General features: G+C 40.4%; 18 protein-coding genes, 1 pseudogene and 1 riboswitch. Of the genes and pseudogenes, 3 read left to right on the top strand and 16 right to left on the bottom strand.

Annotated elements, in window-relative coordinates; all coding sequences use genetic code 11:
- Positions 1-40 precede the first annotated feature (40 nt).
- The 3 genes from Q7C19_RS03730 to Q7C19_RS03720 form a co-directional block, all read right to left on the bottom strand.
- Positions 41-769, bottom strand: a complete 729-nt coding sequence (locus Q7C19_RS03730; protein ID WP_290787151.1) for an ATP-binding cassette domain-containing protein — start codon at positions 767-769, stop codon at positions 41-43.
- A gap of 55 nt (positions 770-824) precedes the next feature.
- Positions 825-1,043 (bottom strand): hypothetical protein, encoded by a 219-nt coding sequence (locus Q7C19_RS03725; protein ID WP_035408256.1) that lies wholly within the window; start codon positions 1,041-1,043, stop codon positions 825-827.
- A gap of 385 nt (positions 1,044-1,428) precedes the next feature.
- Complete coding sequence (locus Q7C19_RS03720) at positions 1,429-1,758, bottom strand: winged helix-turn-helix transcriptional regulator (RefSeq protein WP_056061015.1); 330 nt, start codon at positions 1,756-1,758, stop codon at positions 1,429-1,431.
- A gap of 310 nt (positions 1,759-2,068) precedes the next feature.
- On the opposite strand from Q7C19_RS03720, the gene Q7C19_RS03715 reads away from it, so the two are divergent.
- Both Q7C19_RS03715 and Q7C19_RS03710 read left to right on the top strand, forming a co-directional pair.
- A complete protein-coding gene (locus Q7C19_RS03715) occupies positions 2,069-3,268 on the top strand; it encodes an MFS transporter (RefSeq protein ID WP_375091653.1) in 1,200 nt (399 codons plus the stop codon).
- Positions 3,269-3,527: 259 nt separating this feature from the next.
- Complete coding sequence (locus Q7C19_RS03710; protein WP_035408262.1) at positions 3,528-4,433, top strand: TerC family protein; 906 nt, start codon at positions 3,528-3,530, stop codon at positions 4,431-4,433.
- Between the two features lie 51 nt (positions 4,434-4,484).
- On the opposite strand, the gene Q7C19_RS03705 is transcribed toward Q7C19_RS03710, so the two are convergent.
- The 13 genes and pseudogenes from Q7C19_RS03705 to Q7C19_RS03645 all read right to left on the bottom strand — a co-directional run bounded on the left by Q7C19_RS03705 (position 4,485) and on the right by Q7C19_RS03645 (position 16,020).
- Entirely contained in the window at positions 4,485-5,117 is a 633-nt protein-coding gene (locus Q7C19_RS03705) for an ATP-binding cassette domain-containing protein (protein ID WP_375092144.1), read from the bottom strand.
- A gap of 18 nt (positions 5,118-5,135) precedes the next feature.
- The gene (locus Q7C19_RS03700; protein ID WP_375091652.1) at positions 5,136-6,617 is read right to left on the bottom strand and encodes a hypothetical protein; all 1,482 of its coding nucleotides are present in this window, start codon (positions 6,615-6,617) and stop codon (positions 5,136-5,138) included.
- Entirely contained in the window at positions 6,614-7,399 is a 786-nt protein-coding gene (locus tag Q7C19_RS03695; protein ID WP_375091651.1) for an ABC transporter permease, read from the bottom strand. Before Q7C19_RS03695 ends, Q7C19_RS03700 begins: the two co-directional genes overlap by 4 nt.
- Before the next feature lie 10 nt (positions 7,400-7,409).
- Positions 7,410-8,126 (bottom strand): hypothetical protein, encoded by a 717-nt coding sequence (locus Q7C19_RS03690; RefSeq protein WP_375091650.1) that lies wholly within the window; start codon positions 8,124-8,126, stop codon positions 7,410-7,412.
- Positions 8,119-8,466, bottom strand: a complete 348-nt coding sequence (locus tag Q7C19_RS03685; RefSeq protein WP_290749936.1) for a PadR family transcriptional regulator — start codon at positions 8,464-8,466, stop codon at positions 8,119-8,121. The genes Q7C19_RS03690 and Q7C19_RS03685 overlap by 8 nt, the downstream gene beginning before the upstream one ends.
- Positions 8,467-8,609: 143 nt before the next feature.
- Positions 8,610-8,864, bottom strand: a pseudogene (locus Q7C19_RS03680) (DUF4825 domain-containing protein); the annotation flags it as partial.
- Between the two features lie 196 nt (positions 8,865-9,060).
- Positions 9,061-13,386, bottom strand: coding sequence for an Eco57I restriction-modification methylase domain-containing protein (locus tag Q7C19_RS03675; protein ID WP_375091649.1), 4,326 nt, complete (start codon positions 13,384-13,386; stop codon positions 9,061-9,063).
- Positions 13,379-14,125: an N-6 DNA methylase gene (locus Q7C19_RS03670; RefSeq protein WP_375091648.1), complete on the bottom strand. Its 747-nt coding sequence runs from the start codon at positions 14,123-14,125 to the stop codon at positions 13,379-13,381. Before Q7C19_RS03670 ends, Q7C19_RS03675 begins: the two co-directional genes overlap by 8 nt.
- A 221-nt stretch (positions 14,126-14,346) precedes the next feature.
- Positions 14,347-14,466, bottom strand: a complete 120-nt coding sequence (locus Q7C19_RS03665) for a JAB domain-containing protein (protein ID WP_375092143.1) — start codon at positions 14,464-14,466, stop codon at positions 14,347-14,349.
- Positions 14,450-14,533: a hypothetical protein gene (locus Q7C19_RS03660; protein ID WP_375092142.1), complete on the bottom strand. Its 84-nt coding sequence runs from the start codon at positions 14,531-14,533 to the stop codon at positions 14,450-14,452. The genes Q7C19_RS03665 and Q7C19_RS03660 overlap by 17 nt, the downstream gene beginning before the upstream one ends.
- Positions 14,500-14,667: a hypothetical protein gene (locus Q7C19_RS03655; RefSeq protein ID WP_375091647.1), complete on the bottom strand. Its 168-nt coding sequence runs from the start codon at positions 14,665-14,667 to the stop codon at positions 14,500-14,502. Before Q7C19_RS03655 ends, Q7C19_RS03660 begins: the two co-directional genes overlap by 34 nt.
- A gap of 90 nt (positions 14,668-14,757) precedes the next feature.
- Complete coding sequence (locus tag Q7C19_RS03650) at positions 14,758-15,579, bottom strand: MBL fold metallo-hydrolase (RefSeq protein ID WP_375091646.1); 822 nt, start codon at positions 15,577-15,579, stop codon at positions 14,758-14,760.
- A 50-nt stretch (positions 15,580-15,629) separates the two neighbouring features.
- Positions 15,630-15,730: riboswitch (guanidine-I (ykkC/yxkD leader) on the bottom strand.
- A gap of 62 nt (positions 15,731-15,792) precedes the next feature.
- Complete coding sequence (locus Q7C19_RS03645; protein WP_375091645.1) at positions 15,793-16,020, bottom strand: hypothetical protein; 228 nt, start codon at positions 16,018-16,020, stop codon at positions 15,793-15,795.
- Positions 16,021-16,161: 141 nt separating this feature from the next.
- Between Q7C19_RS03645 and Q7C19_RS03640 the strand changes: the two genes are divergently transcribed.
- The gene (locus Q7C19_RS03640) at positions 16,162-16,878 is read left to right on the top strand and encodes a hypothetical protein (RefSeq protein ID WP_375091644.1); all 717 of its coding nucleotides are present in this window, start codon (positions 16,162-16,164) and stop codon (positions 16,876-16,878) included.
- Positions 16,879-16,905: the final 27 nt, after the last annotated feature.

Below are 16,905 nucleotides of genomic sequence, written 5' to 3'. Positions count from 1 at the left end.
TTTGAAAAAAGGACGATTGAAAAGTCCATGAAACGTATCATTAAAGAAGAATTTCAGTAGACATAAAATGTTTGCTGACGATGTCGAGCTTTTCACGTAAGACCTCCTCTTGTTTAATAACATCCGTCAATTCCTCTGGAGTTCCTTCAAAATTGACAAGTGAACCTTGTCTCATAAGTCGTATATCTTCGGAAAAACGATCAATCGTATTTCGTTCATGAGAGACGATAATCACTTTTTTCGTCGTACTGACTGCTGCAAACAGTTCCTGAACGAGCAAAGACGTATCAAAATCAAGTCCGCCGAAAATTTCATCAGCAATTATATAGTCAGTATTGGCAGCAATGGCTGCGACAATTTGAATTTTTTTCTTCATACCAAAGGAATACGACTCAATGGTTTTATTTTGACCGTCCGCCAAATCGAGTAAGTCCATTAAAAGAGGAGCTTTACCCTCTTCACTGGTCTCATATCGACTTAAAACGAACTGTACATATTCCTTACCAGTCATGTAGCCTGGTAAATAAAAGTCAGAAGGAAGATAGAAAAATTTAGATTTGTATGCCTGACTACCAGGTGGAATACCATCAATTCGAATGCCGCCACCGTCAGCTTCTAGCAAATTCGTCAACATATTCAATAGTGTCGTCTTTCCACTGCCATTTGTTCCAACTATGACAGAGACACCCGTTGAAGAAAATGATGCTGATAACGCATCGATAACGCGATTCTTTTTAAATGATTTTGTCAAATCATCGATTTCAATCATGTTTCTACCTCCTGAAAGAAGCGGGAGCTCTACGAGCCCCCGCCAGTTAAGTACGTTACGAGGCTTTACAGCCAATTCCCATTTGCCAGAACTTTGGCCAGTTTAATTTCACGTTTCCATTAAAGCTGTAACCTCGACTTGTGCAATAGAACGCATATGCAAATACTCCTACTAAAATGACAAGAGCGAAAACCATCCAGAACCATTTGTTTTCGATCATGTTGAAGAACTTTTCTTCCAAAGATAATTGATACGACACGAACATAGCAGACATCCGAACTCCTCCTTTCTCTGTCAAGATAGAAAGTCATTCACTCTGATGAAACATGGCATTAGTTCTTGAAAGAGAAAATTAAAACTTTCTTCCACTTGATCGTAACAAATATTCCAAAATCAGGAACCCGCCCTATAGACTCAAATCAATCATGTTGTATTCATGACTTTCTTATCAAGGGATTTCTCAATACTAGTACTTTATTGACTTGTTTTATTGATATCTGATAAAAACCGCCCAAAAAATTTAAGGATTTTTCACAGTTGATGGAGTAAATATAATAAAAGATTTTTCTAATGATCACTTACTGTACAACTTATTTATTTCCAGACAATTTGAGCGCAAAAAAAGGATCGACCATAATGTCGAACCTTTTTTCTGGCGATTAAGACGAAACAACCTCTCCGCCTGTCAAATTGATATGTCCTTCACCCCATGCACACATCGCGTCAAGAATCGGCTTCAGCGACCAGCCGTACTCGGATAACGAGTAGACGACTTTTGGTGGGACTTGTTCAAAGACCGTCCGGATGATGACACCGTCTTCTTCTAACTCCCGTAATTGTTGCGTCAGCATCTTTTGCGTGATCGTCGGCATCAGCTTACGAAGCTCATTCGTCCGGCGCTCGCCTTTGATTAAATGACACATGATGACGACCTTCCACTTTCCACCGATGACTTCTAGTGTTGCTTCGACCGGGATATTGTATGGCATGTGCGATCCATCCTTTCGAGATTCCGTTGAGAACATAGGCACTTTTTAGTGCCTATCGTACTTGAAAGTGCGTACTTCCCAAGCGGATTGGCTGGCTATATGATAGCAATTGTCAACGGAAAGTACAATCTCCTTTTAGACCTTGCATCCAAAAGAACGAGTAGGGTACTTTTTAGTGCCTATCGCACTTTAAAGTACGTACTTCCCGAAAGGAACAACCCCCGTTATGCTGGGGTCATGTCAAGCGGATCATGTTTAGTCGGGCCCACCGGACACGATCCCTACTGAAATCATTTTAGGAGGAATCCCCATGAATCAATTAAATCAACAGGTACAGGAGGAACAGGCTCCAAGAAACGGCGGACTTGCCCTACTTGCCTTAGCAATCAGCGCCTTTGGGATCGGTACGACGGAATTCGTTCCTGTCGGACTGCTCGCAGCGATTGCTCGTGACTTAAATATCGGTATCACACTCGCTGGTCTCATCATCTCTGGTTACGCAATTGGCGTTGCCGTCGGAGCACCTATTTTGACGGCACTGACGAACCGGATGAACCGGAAAACGTTACTGATGGCATTGATGGTCGTCTTCATCGCCGGTAACCTGATCTCCGCCATCTCACCGACATTTGAATTGTTGATCGTCGCCCGTTTCATCACGGCGTTCTCGCACGGTGTCTTCTTCTCGATTGGTGCGACGATTGCTGTCCAGCTCGTACCGGAGCATAAAAAAGCAAGTGCCATCGCCTTGATGTTTACCGGTCTGACGGTCGCGACCGTCACGGGTGTCCCGCTTGGTACATTCATTGGTCAATCGTTCGGCTGGCGCGCGACGTTCTTTGCGGTTGCTGCACTCGGAATCATTGCGATCATCGCAAGCTTCTTCTTGATTCCAAAAGACTTGAAACAATCACCACCTGCTAAGTTCTCCGACATGTTCAAATTGTTGACGAACGGACGCTTGATGCTCGGCTTCTTGATCACTGCCCTCGGTTACGGTGGAACGTTCGTCGCCTTTACGTACTTGACACCGATCATGCAGGACGTCACGAAAATCAGTCCGAGCTTAATCAGTATCATTCTGCTCGTCTACGGAATCGCCGTCGCAATCGGGAATACGGTTGGCGGAAAACTCGCGAATGGTAACCCGATTAAAGCATTGTTCTATATGTTCATCATCCATGCCATTGTCATGATTGCCCTCTCATTCATGATTCCGTTCAAGGTCGCTGGCATCATCGGGATCATCTTAATGGGACTTCTTGCCTTCATGAACGTCCCCGGACTCCAACTCTATATCGTCCAGTTGGCTGAAAAATACGTCCCAGCAGCAGTCGATGTCGCCTCTGCCTTAAATATTGCAGCTTTCAATATCGGAATCGCACTTGGCGCAACGATCGGTGGTCTTGTCACCGATACGATCGGACTCGTCCACACGCCATGGGTCGGCGGTATCATGGTCATTCTTGCCGTCATCTTGACTGGTGTCTCACGTCGTCTCGAACGGTAGTAAAAGAAGATTTTTATGCTTAACGATCGCATGAGTGTACGATGAGCTCGGCTACAATCATCGATACTCTCGCTCTGTATGTTGAACTGCATTCTCTACCACTCACGTAATCCGCCAAAGGCACTGTTCGCATGAACAGTACCTTTGGCGGATTTTGTTCACAATTTCAAAAAAGAGCACACTTATCCCTTTACTTTTGAGTTCTTATGAACTTATAATTAACTCAAGATAACTAATCACCTTAAAGGAGGAAGCGCTGTTGACACTACTCATTGCTTTTCTAGCCATCGTTTTCATCATGCTCGCCCTTGACCTTGGAGTCTTCCATCGCAAGGCACATGAAGTTTCGCTTCGGGAGGCGTGGACATGGACGTTCGTCTGGATCGCGATCGCTGTCGCCTTCGGAGGCTGGCTCTATATTGATCAAGGTAGCGCCGCTGCTGTCGAATATACGAGTGTGTACTTCATCGAGAAGGCTCTCGCGATTGATAACGTCTTCGTCTTCTCACTCGTCTTCGCGTACTTCGCAATTCCATTGAAGTACCAGCACAAAGTCTTGTTCTGGGGTATTCTCGGTGCAATCTTCTTCCGCGTCATCTTCATCGTCGCTGGTGTCTCGCTACTTGAGAACTTCGCTTGGGTGTACTACATCTTCGGAGCGTTCCTCGTCTACACAGGTTGGATGATGTACAAGAACATCGGTCAAGAGACGTCGCTCGAAGAGAACAGAACGATTCGTTGGTTAGAGAAACGTTTACCGATCACACAAGACATCTCGTCTGGTAAGTTCGCAAAACGAATTGATGGGAAGTTGTTCTTCACGCCTCTCTTGATCACCCTACTCTTCATCGAAGTATCAGATATCGTCTTCGCCGTCGACTCAGTCGCTGCAAGCTTCGCGTACTCGCGTGATCCGTTCATCATCTTCTATGCGAACATCATGGCAATCCTTGGACTTCGTAGTCTCTACTTCGTCCTCGCGAACTTGATTGATCGTTTCTACTACTTGAAACACGGTTTAAGCTTCATGCTCGTCTTCATCGGAGCGAAGATGATTTTCAGTGACGTCTACAAAATGCCAATCTGGATGTCGCTCGGTACGATAGTCCTCGTCATCCTGATCAGCGTCTTCTACAGCTTCTACAAAACGAAGCCGGGAAAATAATCTATCGTACAGCAACAGGGAGTGGATCCGTTGATCCACTCCCTGTTTATGTTAGCCGACCTGTTCAATCCGACCTTGATTGATGCGGTAGACGGAGTCGCAAAGCGCATCGATGTCTTGTTGATTATGACTCGTCAAGATGATCGTCTTCCCTTCTTTTTTGAAGGACAATAATAGTTCTCGCAGACGCAGGACACTATCGTGATCGAGCCCATTGAATGCCTCATCCAAAATCAAGATGTCCTGCTTTTCCATAATGGCTTGGGCAATCGCGAGCTTTTGTTTCATCCCGAGCGAATACTGTTTGACCTTCTGCCGATTACCGGGCTGTAAGCCGACGGTCCGCATCGCCTGTTCAATCTCGGCATCGGTGACCACTTTCCGGATTGCTGCGAGTTGTTTTAAGTTCTCAAATCCTGATTTATGGGCGATATAGCCCGGTCGATCGATGATGACACCGACGTTTTCCGGAAAGCGTCGCGTCTGACCGAGCTGTTCATTTCGAACTGTGATCGTTCCCGCGTCCGGATGAATGAAGCCGCAAATCATCTTGAACAAGACCGATTTCCCTGAACCGTTTGGTCCAGTGATGCCGACGATATCTCCTTTTTGAATCGTCAAATCGATATCTTCGAACAAGGGGTTGCCTTGATACCCTTTCGTGACCTGCTCTAGTTTAATCATTTCCACGAAACGTCCTCCTTATATACGAATGCTTTTTTGAAACAGAAAGTATAACCAGACAAGTGAAAGCCCAAGATAGATCAGCAAGACGAACAATAGATGTGTCAGACTGAACGACTGAAGCTGAGCGAATCCGTTCAGTCCGGACGGAAAGATTCCGTATTGATTGAAGTTTGGCAACAAGAAGACGGATAAGACACCAAACAACCCGAGCATCGCGTAACCGTCCGGAAATTGCCACAGTAAGATGAAGCTCAAAAGCGAATAAAGCATCAGTTGAAGCATCGAGATACCGATCAGTTGTAGAAGCAATTGCATCGACGAAATCGATAAGAGACTAGTCGAAAGTGACAACGATAACCCTTGCAATATTCCGATACCTGTTGTTCCGATGATTAGAAACGCGAGGGCAAGTAGATAGAAACGTCCTTCCCTTACGAAGACGTGAAACGCCCATTTCTCGAGCCGTTGGTAACGCATCCACGTGTATGGTTCGATTGCCGTCATTTGATTTTGCAGACGCAATTGACTTAAATAAGCAAGTCCGAAAAAAAGAATCAGATACGACATGAGTTGAAGAAACGAACTGTCCATTGCATTGACACCGTAAAATGCGACGACGAAGAGATCACCGATCGTTTGTAGCTCAGTCGACGCTCGGTTACTACTGAGGAAGATATACAGACTGGCAATCATCGCATAGGTGAGATACGGTACGAACTCCTTTCGTGAAGTCAGTAGCTGACGAAGCGGTCGCATCCATTGGACCGATAGATAGATCAGCGCAATCGCAATACTGAGGACGATGAGTGCCATCCAAGGATGCATTCTATTGGATACAGCCCCGACAGAGAAATACGCGGCGGCTGAAAAGAACTCTCCTACTGCAAACGATGATTTAAAACTGAAGATACACCAAATCACTACCACTGTCGCCTGTAGCAACAAGCCCTTATGCTTTTCATGCAATAGAAACGCAAGACACATGAACCCATGTAACATAATGCTCGCAAGCAACCAAAGAATCGGTTGTAAAAAAATCACTGACAGTGGTGAGCGAAAAGTCGCGCTGAGATGATGACTTATGTTGCCACTAGTCGAGATTTGACTGTATGTACTCCATTGCAACGTAAACGATTGATCGCTGGCACTAAGAAGACTCAGTAGCAAGACGCATCCGAACAAGGGTAGGACGGCACGTAAATACCATTTTGTCGAGTAGTATAGCCAGTTCCGAAATGAGCCGACCCGAATCAAAATCGACGGTTCATATTGCTGTTCAATCATTCGAAACGAGAGGAACAAGAGTAACGGCATCAGGAAAAAGAGTAACAGGTACATATCATTTTGAATCGCAAACGTGATGTCCCACGCGTTGACGTTTCTGCCGAACTCCTGCGCCTTCGTCAATACTTCTTGCCGTCTATACCATGCGACGTAACTGATCACGAGGATGAATAAACTCTTCAGTACAATCAAAATATTCCGTGTCTTCATCATGACTGAAAGATCCACTCCGGTTTCGGTCGAATCATCGTCAGGTAGAGCGTGAAGTTAACAACGATTAAAACAGTAAACGGTACGAACACTGTCCAAAGCGGCTGCTCCGTGATGTTAAACGGAAAGACCGTACTGATAGGTGAGAATTGTGGAGCTTGCATCATACCAGCGACGAAGTTAAAGATATGGTAGGCGAAGAACGGTAATGAAATTGCGAGATAGACTTGTTCGAGCGATAAGATCAACAGGTAAGCAAGTGTCGCGTACACTGCTCCGTTGAGTCCAATCCAAGCGGCGTAAAGAACGGCATAGAGTAACGGGTGAATGTCCACCAAGAATGAAAATGCATTCGTTACGTCATGCGTCTTTTCGCTTAGCGGCGCGTAATTGACTAGACCGAAAAACGGTTCGACATAACGAATGAGGACGAACGTGACGATTGTCATTAAAAAGAACACAAATCCTGTCAGCATCACATTGACGAAACCGACCGCAAATAGATAATCCTTTAGACTGGCACGCGTTCGAACGTATGTCAGATAGTTATCCTTGTATTCAGCGATGAAGATCGGCAAGAAAATCAAGACTGCAAGTATCGGAAACAGTATCGGGATCGTTCCTGATAGCGTCTCTTCGAATACTTCTGTCGGTAGGAAGAACTGGTAACTCTTATAAATGAAACTGAACTGAAGAGTTGGTAAACCGAGGATGATCAAAAGATAGAGTACACATTGCTTCACCGTGAATGCTTGTGACCAAATCAGCTTAATTTGTTGCGACATATGACCCCTCCTATTTTCGTAATGCCCAAAACCAATAACCCAGTACATTAAAGAATACGACTGAGACGATACTTAATAGATGCAATCGTCCTGCATGATAAAGCTTGATGACGCTCCAAATGATTGATGTCACGAGATAAATCGTCAAGCCGACTAGCGCAAGTACAGCACCGAATTTCGTAACATTGAAACTTTCCGTCGTTGTCAGGTGCTGTTCGTCAATCAGATACATGCCATGCGAAGTGAACAGCTCCGGTAACCAAATCGATCGGTGAACCGTGAAGTCACGCGAGGACGAAACGTCTTGTCCGGAAATCGATATTAGTAACAGATGCTCTTCTAAAATGCGTTCGTAAGATTCAATCGAACGTTCATTGCCATAAAAGGCATCCGCATAGGCGAGCGACTGATGCTGGCTCAACATCATCGTGCCGATAAAGAACACTATCGTTGCAGCGGCGATGCTGATTCCGATGCGGAGCAACCACGAAGCGAACGTCCGCTCTTTTCGATAGACCCACGTCAAGAGCTGATCGACATGCTCCTTACTACCGTAACGATACATGGCAAGCTTCGTCGCTTCTTCTTCCGAATAACCTTGAATCATCAAGTCTCGCACCGATTGTTCAAGATGACTTCGCGTCTCTTCCATGACGTCGAAGATTTCCGGATCCGTCACATCCGCATCTTGATACAAGTCATGGACAAAATGATCGAGTTTATTCAAGCGCGCCGTCTCCCTCTTCAAGAAACTTCGGGAGTAGCTGCTTTAGAAAACGCCATTCAAGTCGTTTTTTCGCAAGAAGGATTTTTCCTTCAGTCGTCAGCGCATAATATTTACGTCGTCCGCCGCCCGCTGCTTCGTCACTCCAATAGGATATGACGAATCCTTTTTTCTCAAGGCGTTTGAGTGACAAATAGAGTGTCGCCTCTTTCAGTTCGAACTGCTCGTCTGACGTTTGCCGGATCGTCTTCGCGATTTCATACCCGTATCGGTCTTGTTCGTTCAGCAACGACAAGATGATCGTGTCGACGTGCCCCTTTAATAATTCTTTATCGATTTCCATCTCGTACAACCCCTTCCTTATTCTGGATGTCTCAGTTCCTTAACGATAAACTGAATTACTCTGTAATGCAAAGTACTTTTTAAAACTTATGGGAATGAATCAACAAAAAAGCACACTCCTTTTCAAGAGCGTGCTCGGTCGGTTCAGTTCAATAAGTCGCTTACTTTCTTCGAATCTTCGATAAAAGGCTTCGTGAACGCCTTCAGTGCTTTCTCATTATCGTACGTCGTAAAGTCTTTTCCATACCAATCGCGCAGCTGTTGTTTCTTAAAGTGATACGAAGCATCCTCGATCGTCATGTTGACACGGTCGACATTCGGAATCAATGTGAACAGTGCTGTTGCATTGTAGATTGCCGTACGATTGCTTTTTTGTTCGACCTGTCCTTCTTCGTATCCAGCATAATGTAACGTGAAATATACTTATGAATTTTAAGTATGTCAAATCCTTTGTAATCCATTTATATCAACGTTTTAGGAATTGTTATATGGATGCAAATGTATGAAAAAGGATTGAAATTGACATCACTTGAACCAATTTGAACCACAAAAATTACAGATGCTAGTTGAATACAATTTTTATGAGACCCTAATTCTATTCCATTAATTTTACTTTTTCTTCTATAAAGCTAATCTCTTCTTCATTTAAATTATACTTTTTATATAATTGTTGATCAATCTCCGCTATTGATTTGGACCAATCAACGTCTGAATTAGTCGTAAAATCTTGAAGAGGGACATTAAGCCATGTATCTTTATTATTATCTTGAGTTATTTTAAGAGTCCCTAACAAAGTTCTAGCAAATTTAGTTTTAATATATTTTAAAGTTGCAGTTCCTTCAAATTCTGTTTCAAACGCGCCAATGCTGATAAACGATTGGGTGTAACCTAAAAATGGATTCCCTAACAGTGGTGTACTTAAGACTTCTCCTAAAGTCCCACTACCATTACTTTTAGGTAAAATAACCTTGTACAAGTGAAGATTTTGATGTTCCTCAATATATTTAGGTTGTATATATCGATACACTCGTATGTTTTTAATAAGTCCAATCAACTTTATATCCTCTGGTGATGTAGGTGCATCTGTAAAGATATCTAGTTGCTCAATTATTGAAGTAGTGAGTCTTTTTTCACGTCCTCCACTACCAATAATATTTTTATATTTAGGATGATCTTTGTATAAAACATCCAAATCAAATTTATTTTGTGTAAACACATAGTCTACAATGGACTCAAAGTCTTTTTTAAGAGTAACTTTTTCCAATAATGAATTTAGCTCTGGAAATTGTGTGAATGTCCCTATTTTTCCAAACTGCTGATTAGCATCTCGATAGGTTATAGTTACCCCACCTTTTATGTCTGTATTTGGAAATACCTTTGAACTATCTTGTTGATAATAGACAACTTTTAAATGTTCATCATTTAAAACCTTTCTATTCCAAGCCTTTGGCGTTTTACCAGCATTAAATAAAAATCTAGCAGGGGTAATTAGCATTACCTTATCAGCAATCTTATATGATTCTTCCATAAACAAGTGATATATTGGATTATCACTAGTACCGATTGTCTCATCCTGATATGGGGGATTCCCTATAATAACATCAAACTTCAAATTATCATCTCCATAAATTACATTAATATTTGAAGCTAGTACTTCTTCGCTTGCTAACTGCATTGTTTCTGCCAATTTTAAATTTCTTGACAATACAAAATCTAATTCATTAAATATGAAACTTTTAACTATGTTGTAAATTATATCGCTCGGTGCACAAGCATATACTTGATTTTCAAGTATCCATTTAATACGTTCCTTCTGATTCGGAATTTGTTCTTTCAATCCATCGTTTAATTTCTTTACTATCTCTGTAATAAACAAACCACTTTTTACATATAAGTCAGCAAATTTCTTAGTCTTATCAGAAAAAATTCCTGGATTTTCTTCTTCTAATGTATTGACCATTTTTTTTACTACTCTTTTTGGTGTAAAAATTTGATTTGTTTTTTGTGGAGGAATGTAATCGAAAATATCCTCTTGCAAACTATCATCAAAATAATTTGCTAACCGCTTTTTAGTGTCTAAAAACTCTTGGATACTTGCATTAAAAACTACCTCATTAAATAAGCCATGAACGACTTTTATATTGCCTTTATCATCCTCATATTCGAAACCATCGCGAAGCTTCTTAAATTCTTCAATTGTGATACTTGTAAGATCTTCAAAGGTAGCTTCATCAATATTCATTTCAAAGTTTTCTAATCTAGTCTGGTTATCCCCATATGCCATTAGGAAAGCAGGAATTGTACGGGCAAATCCTCGTAAATGGTCACGAACATCATCTTCTGTTTTTTTCTTTTTCTTTTCTTCCACTTTTTCTATTTGTTCTTCCACAACGGTATTGATCGTTTTTTCTACTTCTTTGTTAATTTCTTCTGTAAAAGACTCTTCAATTTTTTGTTTCTCTTTTTCATATTGTTGAGTTGCTGCTTTTAATATACTCTCATCTTTTATTGTTTCTGCTTCTTGTTTTTTGCTTTCATATTCTTTTTCTAATTCTTTTACTTGATTACTTAAAGTTAACCTCTTTTCACTTATAATATCTTCGATAGAAGTATTTACTGAATCCTTTAATTTATCAGTTTGTCCTTTATTTAAATTAAAAGAATCTTTTAGCCTAGTAAAGCCCTCTGAAAATGACTCTGTTATATCTTTAGCTAATTTTTTAATAGATTCTTTCTGCTTTTCTTCAGCTTCTTCTAATGAAGATACAACATCATCAACAACCTCGATTGTTGTATATATTTTTTCACCAAATAGTTCCTTCGATTTTCCTATCACTACTTCTTTTGGTATTTCTACTTCTCCATCGTCATTTAAATGTGGATCTGTGACAGGTATTTCTCTCCGTTTCTCTAATCTTTTATTTTTCTCAGGTGGTATTTTATCTAAAATCTCTTTAAATGGAGAATCTCCTGAAAAGATACCTGATATATTAGCAAATAGTAAGTTACTCATAAAGCCTCGTTTAACAACTTCTCGTGAAGTAATTCGTGTAGGTATCGTTAGTACTTCAGATGCATCTATTTCATGCATTGTACCTTCTTCGTCTTCAGCAATTACTGGAAAGAAATTTAATAACTTCTTTATTTTTCGCTTTCTTTCTTCGCTTGTTTTAGAACTACCACTAGACAAGTTGTTAGCAAATTCATCATAAAGTCTTAATGTTCGATCTGGTGAAAAGTCAAAGATATACGCATTTTCTTTTCTAAAAAGTTTACCATCTTCTTCATATTCGTAAGGGTTTTGTGACCTAAATGCAGCCTGAAAATATAAACTAGGAGACTCAATATTATTTAACATTAATACAGCCGTCCATTCTGGAATCGTCACACCAGTCGTCAGTTGCCCCACAGAAAGTGTTATTGTCTTATCATTTTGCTCAATTGCATTTCTAACTTTATCAAAGCTTTTTGTATTTTCTTTCAAATCAAGCGCTTCTGCTTCTACGCCATCATGTAAACTAACACCATCTCCTGCTGCAAGTACTACTTTATAATCTTTGAATGTTGAATGAGAGTTTAATAATTTTTCAAGTGCTTTTGCTGCATTCACACGTGGTAGAAGCCAAAATGTATGATTTAGTTCATTACGATATTGTTTTTCAGAAAATGGAAATCTCCCTGAAGATAGATTGTCTAAAAAGCGAACAACACTTTCTTCATATTCAAATCGTCCATTTTCTTTCACTCTAAAAAATTCATTTAAATCAAATGCATAATCAACGTTTTTTTCTTCCTCTATTGTTAATCCTGCCGTTACTTCATCTTCTATCATTTTACTCATTTGATACGTGAATAAATTTAAAGTAGGTAGGCTTTCGTAAGGATTGCTACCAATTGTTGGATCCCAGTTTTCTTTAGCTTCTTGTTCATCTACATACGACCAATTAAATATTTGCTCTTCAAAAAAATCACCTTTAGCTAAGGCTTTAAACGGAGTGCCTGATAAATGCAGGGTAAAGTCTCTTTTTAATTGGCTAAATGTTATATCAGTTTTTCTAGTATCGATTCCTTCATGAGCTTCATCAATTACGAGCAAGTCCCAGTTTAGTCCAGCTACCCATTCTAGTTTCTTATACACACCCCCTGCAAATTCAGCACCCTTTAGGTCCTGCAATGAAATAAAGGCAATTTGCGTGGGATTAGCATGAGAAGTTGTATCAATAAATTCAAGATACTGATCTCTAGTCATCGCTTTTCCATTTAGTGCATCTGTTTCCGATACGAACTTCATTTGTGGCTCTTGCCATGCTATAAATTTGTTAAAATCATCGAACCATGAATTCGCGATTGCCGGTCTATTGGTTACAATTAAAACATTTCTTGCATTTAAATTTCTTATAAAATCATAAGTTGTTAACGTTTTCCCAAAACGCGGCTTAGCATTCCATAGAAACTCTTTTGGCTCCTGATTACTTTGATAATACTCATAAGATTTTTCAACTGCTTGTTGTTGTTCATTTCTTAATACATAATCCGAACGTTTGTCGTCAATTTGTATTTCATCATAATCACGGTTAATAAATTTATTCGTTAACTCTTCAGCCTTTTCCAGCGTTCCATTAAAATAGAACCACTCATCAGCACGACTATTAAAATCCTTTTTCTCTATTCCATTTAAAATAAGAAACCTATGTAAATCCTTATCACGAAACCATTCTCCATCAGATTTTCGAGCTACTTTCTCAAATAATATTTTAGGGTTTAATCCAGCTGTGCCTACTTGTTCAAAAATTCTCGTAACAACCTCACGTGTCGTATCACCAATTTTCACATAACCATTATGATTCGGGACTTCGGGTAAGGTATAACCATACACTTTATATTTAATTTCTTCAAAAGGCTTAATTACTGTCTTATCCATCTACTTCCTCCATCTCCTCTTTATAAACATCAATTATTTTGACAGGTGTATATCGCATTTCTTTTTGAACTTCATGTATGTTTTCAGTTTCATCTTCCCCAAAATCAAACAAATCTAGTTGTACTGTCTCCTGTATTAAATTATTAATTGCTCGACCATTTTCTTTTTTTACACTTCCATATACTTCATCCGATGTATACTCTGTTCTTTGTATTTTAATATTTCTCGATGTTTTCCTCATGTTAACAGGTTGCCATTCGCTGAATACTAAAGGACTTCCATCTCTCGACTTTCTCGTTAAAAAATTACCATTAACAATATTTAATGAAATAATTTTCTTTGCACTATCTAATACTTTTTTCTTTAATTTTCCATTATGATGTTCAACTTGTTCTTTGTAGTTATCATAATATTGTTGAAACATGTTCATCACACATATTTGAGCATTATCTTCCAATAATTCAATTCCGTATAGTGTTGTCAGGGCGAGCAAAGAATAATTTTCATATTGAATTAAATCGTTATTGTATTTTTTAGATACCATGTTTAACTTTCGCTCGAGTATTGCTACTAAAAATGCACCTTCCCCAGCAGCCGGTTCTAAAAACGTTGCTGTTAAATTTTCACAAGCCCCTTTTATCTCCGGTATATCCAGCATTTTTTTTACTATTCTTTTAGGGGTAAATACCTCTCCATGTTTTTGAACACGAAGCTTAGATTTAATAATTTCCTCATTCAAACATAGTACCCTCCTTTCTTTGTCACTTCTATCGTTTGTTATATTTAATATGAGACGTTTTTTAATTTTGTTTTTTTAGAGTAAGAGATAAATTCTTGTATCTTATCATGTATCTATTTGGTATTTATCTAGTTCTATTCTATCATAAAATACTTTACTAAATTCATTTGAAGAAATTGTACAGAATCATTCTAGAAGAAAAAAGGGAATTGTTCTCCCTTTTAAATATATCCTCTTTCTTTCAGGCTAGTAAAACCGTTATCACTGTTTACTACTAAATGATCAAGTACTTCGATGCCTAGTAACTTTTCGGCTTCGGCTAATCTATTTCGTGAGTTGATACGGTTTATCCTTCGTCGACAGTTCCATTTTCTTTAACTGATCACCGTGTGGTAGCTGTTGGACGATGTCTCGTACGCTACTGTTATCCCTAGATATGTACCTTGTTGTTCAAATAGATCGGTTTGTGTTTCCGCTGTTCCGCAACCTCCGAGTATCAACATGCCGCTCGCTAGAGCAATGGCGCCGATTCTCTTTCTCATTATACCTTCTCCTTTTAGTAGACCGATTATACCTAATAAACGTAATCATTTTTAAAAAGTTTCACATTTCAATGGAAATTCCCCCCTATCTTACAGGAATGCTAGTTCCTTCTTAATGATTGCGATATTTTCTTGATGACATTCTCTTGTAAAGGATGACGGATAGTCCATTTCTTGCCCGATTTGCTCCATCATCAAGGCATCGTCCATCCGTACTGCTTCGATTAATCGCGTTAGATAAGCGCGCCCTTGCTGTGTCCGTTCTCTCATCTCATTCAGATCCGTCGTCCAGGCACCATGCCCTGGAATCAATAAATTGATGCCATGACGATCAACGATTTCCTCTGCTTGGTCCAGTGTCTTCAGATACGCTTTGGCACTATCAAATAAATAGGGTAGTTCAAAATCCGATAGATAATCGCCTGTAATCCAGACACCTGCTGGTTCAATGACAGTAAAGAGCCCATCTTGTGTATGGCCGGGTGCCAAGTAGAACGTCAATGTCGTCTCTCCGATCATCAACTGTTGACCATTCCTTGAAATGACATGATCAATCGTCGGAAACGTGATCGGATACGATCGATCGATATAATATTCGCGATCGAAGTCAGCAATCAATCCTAGCTTGTAGTCTTTTTTCGGATGATGTTGCATCTTCTCACTTCCAATGACCTGAGCATTCGGAAAAGCACCGTAGCCGATGATATGATCAAAGTCGCCGTGTGTGAATAAGAGATACAGTGGCCGCCCCTGGCGGATTCGCTCGACATGGCTGCGAATCTCCTCGACCTCTTGTGGCAACCATGTCGGATCTACAAGCAGAATGAATTCTTCCCCCTCGTAGATCGTGCTCGTCGTTTTCCAAAGTGCGCTCTGATAAATGGTTACTGTTCCTTGATCGTAAACTTTCATTCTTGATTCCTCCTCTTCATGAGAAAAAGCCTGAGGGACGTCGTCACGACATCTCCCAGGCTTTTATCCTTCCGTGTATATGATTCGAAAATCATACGTTTTCTCTCGGACCAGTCCAGCTGATAGCTACGGAACCCTAGAAAACCAATTGTTATCTAGTTGAACTAAGTATACGAACGAATAACGCCATGTGACAAGGTAAAGATGATGGCATCATGTGTATGTTCGCTTGATTAAAAAAGTTCGGATAAAGAGACTAATCGTGATTACGATCGTACTTTTCAGGAAGAAGTCCTCTGTTAAAGCTTCCACGACCGTCACATGAATGATCTGCAATATTGTTGCTTCAGGTACCCAATCAATGACGCGTCCGATTCCTAACAGCGAGGGTACACTCAATAGGAGATACACTGTCACGATTGTTCCGATCAGTTTCTTCATTCGCCTCCACCTCACTCATCACTGGTTATTCATGCTTTGTAGGATTCGTTTTCATACTTTTCAGCACTAGGTTATACTACCATTATAAGGAAAAAACCTAATTTGGATACGTCATTTTGTTTAGAAAGGAATGCATTGCACATGTCACTTCTCCTCACTTGGGATTTAACGCCTGTCACCCCTTCAAATGGATTTAACGATGAGTTCGAACAGATGGAGAAGATGCTACAGCGGCTTGATACATTTGAATTTCATCAATATCCGCTTCTTCGCTGTACATTAGTAGGAGATGGACTCGCGCTCTGCTCTGAACTCGATTCGTACATCACATGTGTCGATTCTCCTTCGGTAGAATGGCCCTTACAGAAACTTCATGACTATAAAAAACGTTTTATGAAAGCTAAAGATGCGTTTCACTGCTACTTACACGAAGCTTCCATCGATGTCTTCGACAAGATCCTACTTGATGTGACAGATGCTTCTTTAAGCGAACTGTTTTACTTTTGGCGAAACATACCACCGCTTGAAGTTGTCGCAGATCTTTTACCACTGCGACAACGATACGCAGCTGCAACACAACGATTAAAAGTACATATTGAACAACGCGAGGAACCACTGTCGCTATCAGAGGCAATTCAATTGAGAAGTCATGCTGATCCGGTGATTCGTCGAGCTGGATTTGACGGATTGGAGGAAGCATGTCGACTTCAGCAAGATGAATTCGAAGAACTCTATCGTGAAATCGCTTCGATCCGATTTCAACAGCTCGCACCGACGCCGGAGGGATTGTTGCATGTCGCAGCGACAGCGAACCACTTACAGGTCGAGGATTTACACGAGATGTGGGCAACTGTCTGACAAGAACGTCAGTCACTTCACTCTGCC

Origin of the sequence: Exiguobacterium sp. PHA03, from assembly GCF_041945985.1 — a bacterium.
Classification (GTDB): Bacteria; Bacillota; Bacilli; order Exiguobacteriales; family Exiguobacteriaceae; genus Exiguobacterium_A.
The sequence above is the reverse complement of the archived record's forward strand: the minus strand, read 5'-3'. Positions and strand labels throughout refer to the sequence as shown.